The sequence below is a fragment of the Virgibacillus sp. NKC19-16 genome (assembly GCF_021560035.1).
GTDB classification, from domain to species: Bacteria; Bacillota; Bacilli; order Bacillales; family Amphibacillaceae; genus Virgibacillus_L; species Virgibacillus_L salidurans.
Genome location: NZ_CP074373.1, coordinates 3,161,300 through 3,174,760, shown reverse-complemented (window position 1 = coordinate 3,174,760; position 13,461 = coordinate 3,161,300). Strand labels below are relative to the sequence as shown.

The window sequence follows — 13,461 nt, the reverse complement described above, 5'->3', positions numbered from 1 at the left end:
AGATAATAAAGTAGAAGTATTTAATTTTGTTAGCTCTTCTTATTTTCTCACGCCTAATTTAAAAAAGCGCATGACAAAATGAGCCTCTGGAGGAGACTTTTTTCAGAAAATAATTATATTTTTCCGTTCTTTTACGCTACTTCTGGAACATATTGCTTATGAACAATATGCAAGATGTCAAATACGGTTGGCTTTTGCTGTTTGCGACTCTTCCTTCCATTTGTTTTTATGCTTATATAAATCCGATTAAAAAATCTAGGTAATTTTCCTTTCTTAGTCATGGCAAATATTATAGACAAATGTTCTTTGACGATGTCTATAGATTTATATTCACTTACCTCCATTTGTTCCTCTTTATAAAGGATCCTGCGGCATTGAAAGGCCGCAGCCGAGCACACAATGATTTGTATCAATGTACCATATAAATGGCATTCGAATCGTTCCTGTTTCATCTCTTTTATTTCGTCGATCTTGAATAAGGATTTCCAGGTTTTAAATAAAATTTCAATTTGCCATCTCAACGAATAAAGAGAGTAAATTTCTTCACTTCCTACCATTTCCTGTGGTATATTGGTGGCAAACATGTTGATGGAAACATGTTTCTGTGCGGAAGGGGTGCTTTTCCCCTTCCTATTTTTTATGTTTAGTTGAGCTTGTCTCTGTTGTTCCTGTTCCTCCGTCAACTTGGTCATCACCACGCGTGCTATAAGTGGGTCTTCCTTTTTCGCTCCGATTCGCACATCCGTTAGTTCGATATCTTCACCTGGCTTTAATGGATCCATTATTTCCATCGTATTAAGTTTCTGCCAATTTCCTTGTTCATCTTTTTGATAAAGGTTTGTATCAGATTTTAATCTGCTTATAAAATAGCCGCCGTTCTTGGCAATGGTCAATAAATTTCTTTGTGAGAAATAACCCAAATCACGTAAAAATAAATCACCGGTCTCAATATCGTTCTGAATAGATGCTGGATATGTACTGTCATTATCTTTTCCATTTTGTACTTGAAGGTGGCGAAAAATGCCTTGATATAATTCATATTCCAGTTGAATTTTGATCCCGGATCCATTTGGGCCTTCAAACTTCTTATAATCGGAGGGTAAATCAAAGGCGGTAGAATCCATAATTCGAATGGTATTAAACAATCGTTTTTCAACGATAGGCAGAGCAGTCACCACCTGCGTCATTAATAAAGAATGAAAGATCTTTTTCAAAAAATCCACCGCCGTTTCATCAAAACGCTGATTTAATCCCTCTGTAGTAATTTGTAATCCAAAAAGGCCAGAAAACTGCGCACATAATTCAGTAAGTGATTTCGTTCCCATAGATTCACCTAAGAACGAGCAGAACTGCAGGAAATATTCCGGTTTAAGCTTTGATTTCCTTTGCGTAAAATCTACGCTTCTAGCTATCTGCTCAACTTGCTTTGGAGTAAAAAGATGTTCCAATTCTTTCTTAAAATTTCGAAGTTCTTTATCTTTGATCATGTCTGACATAAATAAAACTCCTCCCCAATAATTATTTTTGAGAGAAGTTTAGTAAAAAATTTCCTTTTTTTCCAAGTTATATGCTTAGCTTGATGGCTATGGGGACAGACCCCTCAATAGGTTTAAAACTAAAAAAGTAGGGTACCCCACTACTATATTATTTTTTAAATTAGGTGGTGGAGGCATGTCTCAACAGGAGGCAACGCAGAAAAAGGCATTCAAGGAAAAATTGAAGGTAATAGGCCCGGGTGCCATTATTTCTGCATCGTTTATTGGACCAGGGACAATTACGACAGCAACGCAAGCAGGTGCCTCGTATGGATATGCACTTTTATGGGCAGTGGTATTTTCCATCATTACGACGATGGTGTTGCAGGTAATGGTAGCCCGTCTGGGAATTATTGCACAAAAAGGGCTCGGGGCAGCGATACACGATCAATTTGCAAACCCAATTTTAAAATATACGGTCACTGGTTTCGTGCTCGCTTCCATATACATCGGATGTGCTGCTTATATGAGTGGCGATTTGAATGGAACGTCACTCGGTATTTCTACATTGACAGGATGGTCGATCAATATCATCGGTCCGGTTGTAGGAATTATCATATTGTTCCTCGGTTTAAGCGGCAGTTATAAATTAATTGAAAAAGTCATGATTATCCTTGTTGTCATTATGAGTATTGTATTTATCACAACCATGATTGTGGCAAAGCCGGATATTGGTGGAATATTATCAGGAGTGTTTGCTCCTTCCATGCCGACCGGTTCGATTATCACGATTGTTGCGCTGATTGGTACGACTGTTGTGCCATATAATTTATTTATTCATTCTACAACTGTGCAGGAAAAATGGAATAAACCCTCACATTTAAAGGATTCACGCTGGGATATTTTTATAACGATTGGGGTGGGTGGTTTAATCACAGCAGCCATCCTGATTACTTCCGGCACGTTAATGAGGGGTGTGGAGGTTGAAACGGTTGCGGATCTAGCCTTGCAATTGGAGCCGATTTTAGGTAGCTGGGCTGAGACGTTTCTAGCGATTGGTATATTTTCAGCTGGTTTCTCTTCCACAACTGCCTCCGCTCTTGGTGCGGCAATGGTAGCCAGCAGTATGTTGAAGTGGGAAAATGGAATGAAAAATTGGCGTTTTAAAGCCGTATTTGGCTCCGTTATTCTGATTGGTATCCTTTCCTTCATTTTAAATTTCGAGCCATTAGAAATACTCCTTTTCGCCCAGGCGCTAAATGGTATTCTTCTTCCAGGCATCGCCATTTTAATCATGATCATTATGAACAACAAAAAACTACTAGGCAACTATAGAAACTCGATAAAAATGAATGTGGTTGGCAGCATTATCGTAATTATTTGCTTAGCGCTCGGGGCGCATAGCTTAATTACAGCGATCGGCGACTTTCTTGGGTAATTCGGGTGGTGCCTGTCACCACCCGAAATTTGTCAAATTATGTCGAATGCGTGTGCATGTTTATGGGGCCGCTGTTCCTCACTACGTTAACGCTTTAGCGTGACGAAGGACGGGGCCCCATAAGCATAATCACAATTCCTCCAACAATCCTTGAGCTCCCTCCCATAGATGCGCACATCCTTGGGTGTACTCAATCGCTTCACTTTCGTCGCCAATGCCTATATAGGCGTAGCTAGTTTTCGGAATTGGTTTATTTCCAAGCAAGTAGTCTTTGACATACGGATTTTCCTTCGTTGCTTTTTTTAGAAAAGCTTTTGTCTCATGAGTGATTCCGCTTATAAGATAGTTTAATAACGCCTTATTAAAAAGGAAATTTGCTGACGTTTCATCTTCATATTGTTTGATTAAATTTTTGGCCGGTATATATTTTTCCTCTTCAATATATAAAGGTAGCAGCTCGTATCTGATTCCCTGGTTATCATTTGGATTTAATTCCAGTAATTCCTCGTATTGCTCCATCGCGGATTCTTTGTCACCCAGCTTGTACCGGATTGTTGCATAACTCTCTTTTGCCTGCATATAGGCCTTAGTTTCGGTCATCATCCAGAAATGGCCTTTATTTTCGTTGAAAAAATCTTTACCTAAATCTTTTTCTCCGGCAATGACCGCTTGATGGAAGAGGTGATGCTGTTCATTTATCGACTTTGCGTTTTGCGCCATCAGCAAGTAAGCATCCGGGCTGTTTGGATAAATGTCCAGTGCTTCTTGAATCAGCTTTCTTCGTTTTTCTCCTTTTTCCGCTTGAGCCTCATACAGCTTGTCCTGAGCCTGATCGCGTGGAGAGGATGGGACAGGATATGGAATATCCTGGCTTTTCATGAACTCATCCATAAATGCATCCAATTCCGCTTCCGATTCGATGTTTTGCTCTTCCAGTGCTTTTTGCATATCACGCATCATTTTTTCTATATCTATACGTTCATCGATAAACGACTCATACAAGTCACCTTCCTCGACCATGTCTTGGAGGGTCTCTTCCATTAGACTCATTGTTCTTCTGATATAACGAGATTTTTTCGATATGGAACTTGCATTTGTACGATATTCTTTGGCAAGTTCACTTTGAGATATATGCCCGATTAATTGGTTATAAATGAGGTGTTCAAGTGCCGCTGCATAGGCTCCGGGTTTTTTGAAAGATGGGTGGTGCATGTGACAATGTGCATTCCAAATTAAAACACCTGTAGCGATCACATCCTCATCATCTGTTTTTAATCGCATATGGCTCGTGAAAAGGTCAGCGACCATTTCATATAACGGGTTTTCCCATTCCAGTTCTTTCGTTGTTTCGGTTGATAGTGCCTCACCTATAAAATTAGGGAAGTCGTTAGCGAGACCAGTTTCCCCAGCCTCGTCTATATAACGTTTACCTAAATGAATTATATCTTCTTTCATCTGGCCGGGCAATTCCATCGTTGTGAAAAGAAACTGGTGATGATCTACATAAGGAAGTAGTATTCCAATGGCCACGTTACCTTCTTCAAAATCATTCCCTTCATCTTGCGGGACGTCATAGGTTTCATGTGTAAATACATCCTTTAAAGTTGCTATTTTCTTTGTTTGGTTGTCGACGGTTAGAATCTCGTAAACAGATGGCTTGCAGTTTCCCCATTCTTCAAACGTGTTCTTTATTCTTGTATGTTTGATTTTTGCCTTTTCCTTATGATAAAAGGCTTCATATATCGTCCTGCCTCCAGCGAGGAGGGGTACGTTCATGATTATCCAGGGCGTTATCCCAGTCATATACGTATCCATTGCTTCTCCGTCATCCTGCAAAGATGGCTGCGGATATTTTATAATGAGGTTCTTCATTTTAGATTCATGCTCGTCTATGGCAAAAGCGATAAGGTTGTTGTGCAGTGTATCCAATTCAACGTTATACCGTCCCATGCCAATCTCAACAACATTCGAAGCCCCACAGCATTTCTTATACTTTTTCCCACTTCCACATGAACAAGGATCATTTCTACCAAGTTTACTCATAAGGAGCCTCCTTATTAAACGTCTATTTATCCTTTATTATGTAGAAAAATGGCGATTTGTTCAAGGGAATTCGGGTGGTGCCTGTCACGCCCCGGTTTTTGTCAAATTATGTCGAATGCTTAAGAGGCCTCTCCCTCACCACGCTACACTTTAGTGTGGTGAGGGAGAGACCTGCTGTATTATAATGATAATAGACTTTCTTATTACATTGGAGGTTTTATCATGAGCTATAGTTACATTTCCCATCTTGATTGCCCGAAGTGTGGGGAAACGTATTCGGATCAGGAGGTACAGCAGTTATGCGAATGTGGGTCGCCGTTGCTTGTTCGATATCGACTGGATGAAGTAAAGTCCCAATTTAAAAAAGAACATTTACTTACACGCGAGAATAGTTTATGGCGCTATCATGAGGTCCTGCCGGTGAGAGATGATAAAAACCGCATGTCTTTAGGTGAGGGGATGACGCCTCTCGTAAAGATGAACGCGTTAGGTGAGAAGATGGATCTGTCTCACTTATATATGAAAGATGAGGGGATCATCCCGACAGGTTCCTTTAAAACGCGAGGCGCTAGTGTGGGGATCTCGAAAGCAAAGGAGCTTGGGGTTGAGCGACTGGCCATGCCAACAAATGGAAATGCGGGTGCGGCGTGGGCACTGTACGCGGCGCGAGCAGGGATGAAAGCAACGATTGTTATGCCTCTGGATGCGCCAAACATCACCAGAAAAGAAGTTGCCATCTCTGGAGCAGATCTCCATTTAGTCAACGGATTGATCAGTGATGCTGGAAAAATTGTCGGTAAAGTCGTCAAGGACCAAGGCATTTACGATGCTTCGACGCTCAAAGAGCCATACCGTATCGAGGGCAAAAAGACGATGGGCTATGAAATGTTGGAACAGTTGAATTGGAAAATACCTGATGTGATCTTGTATCCGACCGGGGGAGGCGTTGGGTTGATCGGCATCTATAAAGCACTTCTTGAGCTTCGGGAGCTGGGCTGGATTTCAGCGGAAAAATTCCCTCGACTTGTAGCCGTACAGGCAGAAGGCTGCGCGCCGATTGTCAAAGCATGGGAGGAGGGCAAGTCTGAATCAGCGTTCTGGGAAAATTCCAAGACGAGTGCTTTTGGTATCAATGTGCCAAAAGCGATTGGCGACTTCCTTGTCCTTGAAGGGTTATATAAGACAGAGGGCTGCGCTGTTGCTGTTTCTGAAGCTGAGATTTCCCGTGCGCAAAAAGAGGTTGCGGAGTCGGAAGGAAATTTCATTTGTCCAGAGGGAGCTGCCACATTTGCTACAGCAGAAATGTTGCGACGGCAGGACTGGATAAAGGCGGAAGAAAAGGTTGTCTGCTTGAATACTGGCCAGGGTGTGAAGTATCCGGAATCGGTTGATATGGAGGATGTGAGTGTATTGGAACCTGGGGAGGAGATATTTTAATGAATATCGAACGTTCATTCTTTTAAAGCTATTAATCTATCAGAAAATGTGGTAAAATAAATTTAGCAACTACATAGGTATAGTGGGCGGTTGGCCATGTCCTGTCCCCTAAGTCACATGAGAACTTAGGAAGGGAGGTGGTAGGATGACGACATATGAGGCACTAAGTTTGGTAGCACAATTCAGTATTACACTGATAGCTACTCTAACTTTAGTTTTTACCATTGTCGATTATCTAACAAAAAAGAAGTAACCGCCCCTACCATGGCCGCGATTACTTCCTAGATAATGCATATTAAACCGGCCAACTGCTCTTTATGCAGTTTGTAGTTGCCGGTGCCGGGTAGTTGACGCTACTCGGTACCTTATTTATAAGTATAGTATAAAATACATTTATTATACTGTCAATTCGAACGGTTATTGCAAAAACTAAAAAAGACAACAGGGACATCAGAAGCCCTAGATTGTAATTACAGCATTTTTTCTTTATCTATATTTACGCATTCCATTCGATTTTACTTGTATTATCCAGTCATCGATTTGTTTTTGTGTCCATCCTGCCCTTTTCCCGATCATAACCGCAGGCTAGGGCAATAACTCTCTGCTTTTATAGAGGGATAGCTCCCGTGTACTATATTCTATGCCTTCCTCTTTCCCAAAATCGGAAAAGTCTTTTAGGCCATAATACTGTACCGGTTTTTTAGAAGCCATATATGCTCACTCCATTTACGCGAATTTAGCTTTTTCTTCTTTTGGCTTTATAAATAATGGTTAATGTTGTACAACTGATGAAGATCGAAACAAGCGAAATAATAAGAGTAGCTGTTTGCATCAGTCCAACTCCTTGACAATTTTATTATAATCAGGGTATGATATGCATATAATAGTGGTAAGGAGAGGGAGTTTTAATCCCCCTCGTCCTTAGTTGTTGTCTTTAGAATCCTTTTCCGGTTGGGACGGAGAAGGATTCTTTTCTGTGCGACTATATAATTCTCGGTACGCTGTTACCATTGTTGTAACAAGCCCAACAATTGACGTAACAAGACTTACAATAGCCGTTAGAAGTATGGCCATATCCACTATTATCACCCCCTTTCATAAAGGGGTCGGGCATTTATCATACCCTCTATTTAAATATACCCCATTCCTTTGAATAGGTCATCATATTTGTTAAATTTTCCAAAAAATAAGCATGCAATTTATTTAAAACAAATTGCATGCTTATTTAGCTGTTTACTTTTACCTCACTATCCCCTTCATTTGACCTCTACAGCCAAGTGTCCCCTTGGATTTAAATGTTTTATCATTCCGCCTTCAAAAAGGTAGTGAATCATATTGCAAAAAGTAGGGGATTATTAAGCTTAGGTAGCTTCATATACAAACCCAATAAACAACTGTAACGCACTCGCCAATCTCCATCCACCAACTTATTAAATAATGTCAACATCGCCCATGACAAATTAGCATTTAAATTCAATTGAAAAGCCCGTTGTAAGCGCATATCATTAAAGGTAGGAAAACGACATCCATAAACTTTATCATATAAAAAAGGAGAATTTTAAAATGGCTGAAAAGAAAGGATTTCGTGCGAAGGCCCAAAAGTTTGGCAGCTATTTGAGTGGCATGATTATGCCGAACATTGGCGCGTTTATTGCCTGGGGGATTATCACGGCTTTGTTTATTCCTGATGGCTGGTTTCCTAATGAGCAATTGGCAGCATTGAACGATCCGATGATTACTTACTTACTGCCACTGTTAATTGGTTTTACCGGTGGACGAATGGTTCATGACCTGCGAGGCGGGGTTGTCGGTGCGACTGCTACGATGGGAGTTATCGTAGGTGCAGATATACCGATGTTTTTAGGTGCCATGATTATGGGGCCACTGGCCGGTTATATCATGAAAAAAATTGATCAGAAATTCCAGGATAAAGTTAAATCCGGATTTGAAATGCTTTATAATAACTTCTCAGCAGGTATTTTGGCAGCAATTTTAGCGGTTATTGCTGTGCTTGGCATTGGGCCATTAGTAGAAGGATTAAATAATGCACTAGCAGCAGGCGTAGACGCGATTATTGCTGCCGGATTGTTGCCACTTGCCAATATTATTATTGAACCAGCTAAGATTTTGTTTTTAAATAATGCAATCAATCACGGGATACTAGGTCCGATTGGGATTGAACAAGCTACAGAAACAGGGAAATCGATATTGTTCTTACTTGAGGCAAACCCTGGCCCGGGGCTTGGAATCTTGCTTGCATTTGCTATTTTTGGAACAGGCATGTCGAAAAGTTCGGCATCAGGTGCAGCGATTATTCAATTTTTCGGGGGTATTCATGAGATTTATTTCCCATACGTCTTAATGAAACCTACCTTGATTTTAGCGGCTATCGCTGGCGGTGTAAGCGGTGTGTTCACGTTCTCACTCTTTGATGTAGGGACAGTAGCTACGGTATCGCCAGGGAGTATTTTTGCTTTATTTGCATTAACGCCACAAGGGAATTATCTTGGTATGGCTCTTGGTGTAATCGTTGCTGCAGTCGTCTCATTCGTGATAGCTGCATTTATTTTAAAAACAAGTAAGACAGATGCGGATGATTTGGCTGAAGCAACCGGACAGATGGAAGAAATGAAAGGGAAGGAAAGTTCTGTATCCGCGAATTTAACACAGGATGCGGAAGAGGAAACATTTGAACAAGCAAATGAAGAAGTCGAGGAAAAAAGCGCAGAAGAAGTGGATAAAGTTATCTTTGCCTGCGATGCGGGTATGGGTTCCAGTGCAATGGGATCATCGTTGTTAAAAAATAAATTCAAAAAAGCGGATATTGATACTTATGTTACGAATACCGCGATTAATGAAATCCCGGATGATGCAGATATCGTTGTGACCCATAAAGATTTAACTGATCGTGCAAAAGCAAAATTACCAACTGCAGAGCATATTTCCGTGGAGAATTTCTTAAACAGTCCGAAGTATGATGAGCTGGTTGAACGTCTTAAAAAATAAGAGGTGAGCCGTTTGTATATTGCTGGTCGACAGCGGAAAGTGATCGAGCTTTTACTCAATCACTCGGAAGGCATAACGGTAAAAGAGATGGCGAACAAGCTAGGAGCAAGCAGCCGAACGATCCACCGTGACTTGAAAAACAGTGAAAAAGTCCTGTTTGATCACAATCTGATACTAGCGAAAAAGACAGGTGTGGGTGTTCGTGTTACGGGGAGCGAGCAAGACACAAACCAACTGAAGCTGGCACTTTCATCCACGGCTTCTTCGGATTTTACACCGGATGAACGACGGGCCGTTATTTTATCAACCTTGCTTGAAGCGAATGAACCAATCAAATTATTCGCTCTAACGCAAGATCTGCACGTAACGGTTGCGACGATTAGTCACGACCTGGATTCTTTGGAAGAAGCGCTTTTAAGCTACAACCTCTCCCTTATCCGAAGAAGAGGGTATGGCGTTAAAATCGAGGGAGATGAAAAAGATAAACGGGCTGCGATCAGTAATTTAATCACACAGTACATGGATCCATTCGAATTTGTCTCGGTTTTAAAAGAAAACATCCAGAAGAAATCGCAATTAAACACCATTTCAAATCGTCTACTCGGCTTAGTCAATCCGGAAAAATTAAGCCTGATTGAATCCCGGGTGGAACAAACAAGAGATGAATTACCATATACGCTGGCTGACAGTGCGCATATCGGATTAGTTGTTCACTTAGCTTTGGCCATAGAACGATTGCAAAAAGGCGATACGATAACCATTGATCCAGCGTACCTGCAGCAAATCGAAGGAACTAAAGAATACGCGATTGCAAAAAAGTTGATACGTGACCTGGAAATCTCATTTGATATGGAGATTCCTGATGATGAGATTGGCTATATCACGATGCATTTAATGGGGGCAAAACTACGCCGAGATCCGTCTTATCTCATGGAAGATTCCAGTATCAATATAGCGCATAAAGCAAAGGAATTGATCCAATTTGTCAGTATAAAATTGGATATCGACTTAACGGCAAATAGTGCTTTATTGAATGATTTGGTTACACATTTGAAACCAACGATTTATCGCATGAAACAGGGAATGAACATCAATAATCCGATGATTGATGAAATCACGCGAGATTACGGGGATCTTTTTCAATTGATCACGCAAGGTGCGGAGGAAATTTTTCCGGATGCCCCCTTTCCGAAAGACGAAATCGGCTATCTAGTGCTCCATTTCGCATCCGCTTTATTGCAAGATGAAAAAGAAGTGGCCGTGCAGGCATTAGTGATATGTTCCAGTGGCATTGGCACAGCAAAAATACTTGCCACGAAGCTTATGCAGCATGTTCCGGAAATTAAACGTGTTGAAAATAAATCCCTATTTGATTTGGATCGATCCCAAATAAAAGCATATGACCTTATTGTGTCGACCATTCCGCTAAAAGGGTTCGAGGGTGACTATATTCTAGCCTCACCAATGCTGACACAAGCAGAAGTTCATCGGATTAAAAAAGCAATCCGGCAAAAGACGCTTACACGTAGAGCAGCCCCTAAGCGGGTGGAAAAGATAAGCACGGATACTGTCTTGCAAATAGAAGCAATGCATAATTATTCCAAGGTGATTTTGGAACTTTTACATGCTTTTTATGTGAGCGAAATAGCGAAAAAGCGGACCATCGAAGAGATTTTACAATCCATTTGTATCGAATTAGAAAAAAGTCGAATGATAGATGATAAAGGGGCCGTTTTGGAGAAGTTGCTGAAAAGAGAAAAGGCAAGCGGACTCGGCATTCCGGGAACTACACTCGCCCTGTATCACACGCGATCCGGTGACGTGAATGCGCCGAATTTTACCATCTATTCCTTAAACCATCCCATCATGATAAAAGGGATGGATGGGGATACGATGAAGATGGAGCGAATGCTGTTAATGCTGTCGCCAGAGGATACGCATCAAGAAGTGCTGGAGATCTTAAGTTATGTAAGCAGTTTGATCATCCAAAGTCAGGAAAGCATGACATTGTTTCAGTCAGGAGACGAAGCACAAATTAGAAAATTCCTGACGAAGGAGTTTCAGGCGTTTTTAAAGGATGTTTTATAAAAGATTTTTTGATGAAAAAGAGATATAAAATACGACGCAGTGAAAATTCATTTGGAAACGCTGGTTGAGAGCAGGGATTCGCTCCGGAAACACACTTCGCTTTCCGCGGGCGGCTGGTGAGCCCCCTCGTGCTATCGCACTTCAGGGTCTCACCTATGCCTTTCCTCCCGCAGGAGTCTTCGTGTGTTTCCTCCGCTGAAGCTGTGCTTTGCAACTTCATTACATTTTACCTCTAGCTATCCACTTTTATGATCGTTGATTGGAGCGGAGCACAGTCGACTCCTGCGGGAATAGCATGTGTCCGAAGACCCCGCAGAGTGGTTTTCTCGAGTTATCATGAACGAAACTAGCTCCTTACTCGTAAATTCGTAGGTTAATCTGGTTAGAATGACTACTAGAAAGACAAAAACCAAATCAGAGCTACATTACGGAAGGAGCTAGTTATTATGAAGGATACCATTAAATACGTTGGATTAGACGTACACAAAGAAAAAATTTCAGTTGCTATTGCAGAGGAAGGCCGAGAAAAACCAAGATATTGGGGAATGGTCCCTCACAAGTATGAAAACGTTAGAAGGTTAGTAAAGAAATTAGGGGATCCTAAATTACTTCGAATATGTTATGAAGCGGGGCCAACAGGCTACAAACTGCACAGATTCTTTCTTAGTCTCGGAATTGAATGTGATGTAATTGCTCCATCTCTCATTCCCCAAAAGCCTGGTGAGAGAATCAAAACGGACAAAAGAGATGCTGTTAGACTCGCTCAACTTTTTCGTGCTGGTGAATTAACATCTATTTATGTACCAACCGAGGACGATGAAGCCCTTCGTGACTTAGTTCGGGCAAGGGAAGATGCGAAAGAAGATGAATTAAGAGCGAAACATCGGTTAACCAAATTTCTGTTACGATATAATATCTATCCTCCAGAAGGAGTAAGAAAAAGTGGACCTATAAGTATAGGGAATGGTTAAGTACTTTGAAATTCGAACGGTCTTCATCAAGCATTGTCTTTCAGGAATATTTTCATCAATTACAGGAGATTGAACAGCGAGTAAAAAGGTATGAAGAAGAGATAAAATTACAAGCAACTGAAGGTGTACATGCCCAAAAAATTCAGGCACTACAGTCTTTGAGAGGGGTGGCTCTAATTACGGCTACAAGCCTTGTAGCTGAGATTGGATCATTCAAAAGATTTACTACCCCTAAACACTTTATGGCTTATGTTGGATTAATTCCAAGTGAGGATTCAAGTGGTGACAGAAGAAATCAAGGGAATGTTACAAAAACAGGAAATCGACATGTACGTCGTCTATTAGTAGAATCAGCTTGGAGTTATCGTTATCAACCTGCCGTGAAAGGAAAGCTGAAGAAAAGACAAGAAGGTCAGAGTGCCAGTGTTCAAGCAATATCCTGGAAAGCACAAAACCGGTTACACAAAAAATATTATCGATTATTATCCAGAGGAAAGGAAAGTGGTAAAGCGATTACGGCAGTGGCAAGGGAATTAGCAGGTTTTATATGGGCGGTTACGCAAGAAATTGAGGATGTTCCAACAGTCTAATGTCTAATAAATGATGGAAGCAAGCATACAAATTTTATTAATAAAAATAGAAGAATGAGAATAGGGCTCGAAGGCAAAGAGAAAAACCGGAAAGGAAAACCCACGCGCCTCCTCTGTGCCATTTCTGTATAGAATAACGCACGTCTCGAGTTAGTGGAAAAGTCCTTTATACGGAAAGATAAAATGTGAAAACCCACGAATATCAGAATGCTAACCGCAGTAGAGATTTTTGCCTTCGTGCCGTGTTCTTATCCCATCTATATCCAAAAATGATGAAGGAGGTAAGATTATTTCTTCTTTAGCTTAAAAGAGTGTCTCACCTCTTCGAATGGTTGTAAAGGAGAGCACTTGACAACCATTCGAAGAGGTGAGAAGTGCTCAGTAAGCTAAAGAAGAAGCCACTCTAGCCAGTA

10 protein-coding genes are annotated in these 13,461 nt (G+C 41.0%); 7 read left to right on the top strand and 3 right to left on the bottom strand.

Going from position 1 to position 13,461, the window contains the following annotated elements; translation table 11 throughout:
• Positions 1-131 precede the first annotated feature (131 nt).
• Entirely contained in the window at positions 132-1,496 is a 1,365-nt protein-coding gene (locus tag KFZ58_RS15955; protein WP_235792282.1) for an IS4 family transposase, read from the bottom strand.
• Positions 1,497-1,671: 175 nt separating this feature from the next.
• Here KFZ58_RS15955 and KFZ58_RS15950 point away from each other — a divergent pair, with 175 nt between their 5' ends.
• Positions 1,672-2,913, top strand: coding sequence for an Nramp family divalent metal transporter (locus KFZ58_RS15950; protein WP_235792281.1), 1,242 nt, complete (start codon positions 1,672-1,674; stop codon positions 2,911-2,913).
• A 129-nt stretch (positions 2,914-3,042) separates the two neighbouring features.
• On the opposite strand, the gene KFZ58_RS15945 is transcribed toward KFZ58_RS15950, so the two are convergent.
• Positions 3,043-4,956, bottom strand: coding sequence for an SEC-C metal-binding domain-containing protein (locus tag KFZ58_RS15945; protein ID WP_235792280.1), 1,914 nt, complete (start codon positions 4,954-4,956; stop codon positions 3,043-3,045).
• 222 nt (positions 4,957-5,178) lie between these two features.
• Here KFZ58_RS15945 and KFZ58_RS15940 point away from each other — a divergent pair, with 222 nt between their 5' ends.
• Together KFZ58_RS15940 and KFZ58_RS15935 are read left to right on the top strand one after the other, a co-directional pair.
• Positions 5,179-6,393: a threonine synthase gene (locus tag KFZ58_RS15940; protein WP_235792279.1), complete on the top strand. Its 1,215-nt coding sequence runs from the start codon at positions 5,179-5,181 to the stop codon at positions 6,391-6,393.
• 145 nt (positions 6,394-6,538) lie between these two features.
• Positions 6,539-6,646, top strand: a complete 108-nt coding sequence (locus KFZ58_RS15935) for a putative holin-like toxin (protein WP_235792278.1) — start codon at positions 6,539-6,541, stop codon at positions 6,644-6,646.
• Positions 6,647-7,314: 668 nt separating this feature from the next.
• Here the strand turns inward: KFZ58_RS15935 and KFZ58_RS15930 are convergent.
• Positions 7,315-7,473 carry a hypothetical protein gene (locus tag KFZ58_RS15930; protein ID WP_235792277.1) on the bottom strand — a complete coding sequence of 53 codons (159 nt, stop codon included), beginning with the start codon at positions 7,471-7,473 and terminating at the stop codon, positions 7,315-7,317.
• Positions 7,474-7,956: 483 nt separating this feature from the next.
• Between KFZ58_RS15930 and KFZ58_RS15925 the strand changes: the two genes are divergently transcribed.
• The 4 genes from KFZ58_RS15925 (at position 7,957) to KFZ58_RS15910 (ending at position 13,048) form a co-directional block, all read left to right on the top strand.
• Positions 7,957-9,399, top strand: coding sequence for a PTS mannitol transporter subunit IIBC (locus KFZ58_RS15925; protein ID WP_235792276.1), 1,443 nt, complete (start codon positions 7,957-7,959; stop codon positions 9,397-9,399).
• Positions 9,400-9,402: 3 nt separating this feature from the next.
• Positions 9,403-11,487: a BglG family transcription antiterminator gene (locus KFZ58_RS15920; protein WP_235792275.1), complete on the top strand. Its 2,085-nt coding sequence runs from the start codon at positions 9,403-9,405 to the stop codon at positions 11,485-11,487.
• Positions 11,488-11,933: 446 nt separating this feature from the next.
• Positions 11,934-12,458, top strand: a complete 525-nt coding sequence (locus KFZ58_RS15915; protein WP_235792274.1) for an IS110 family transposase — start codon at positions 11,934-11,936, stop codon at positions 12,456-12,458.
• A gap of 5 nt (positions 12,459-12,463) precedes the next feature.
• Positions 12,464-13,048, top strand: a complete 585-nt coding sequence (locus tag KFZ58_RS15910) for a transposase (RefSeq protein WP_235792273.1) — start codon at positions 12,464-12,466, stop codon at positions 13,046-13,048.
• Positions 13,049-13,461: the final 413 nt, after the last annotated feature.

What these genes read in the sequence shown, in the direction of transcription:
- KFZ58_RS15955 (WP_235792282.1), bottom strand. Translation starts at nt 1,496, where the DNA reads ATGTCAGACATGATCAAAGATAAAGAACTTCGAAATTTTAAGAAAGAA.
- KFZ58_RS15950 (WP_235792281.1), top strand. Translation starts at nt 1,672, where the DNA reads ATGTCTCAACAGGAGGCAACGCAGAAAAAGGCATTCAAGGAAAAATTG.
- KFZ58_RS15945 (WP_235792280.1), bottom strand. Translation starts at nt 4,956, where the DNA reads ATGAGTAAACTTGGTAGAAATGATCCTTGTTCATGTGGAAGTGGGAAA.
- KFZ58_RS15940 (WP_235792279.1), top strand. Translation starts at nt 5,179, where the DNA reads ATGAGCTATAGTTACATTTCCCATCTTGATTGCCCGAAGTGTGGGGAA.
- KFZ58_RS15935 (WP_235792278.1), top strand. Translation starts at nt 6,539, where the DNA reads ATGACGACATATGAGGCACTAAGTTTGGTAGCACAATTCAGTATTACA.
- KFZ58_RS15925 (WP_235792276.1), top strand. Translation starts at nt 7,957, where the DNA reads ATGGCTGAAAAGAAAGGATTTCGTGCGAAGGCCCAAAAGTTTGGCAGC.
- KFZ58_RS15915 (WP_235792274.1), top strand. Translation starts at nt 11,934, where the DNA reads ATGAAGGATACCATTAAATACGTTGGATTAGACGTACACAAAGAAAAA.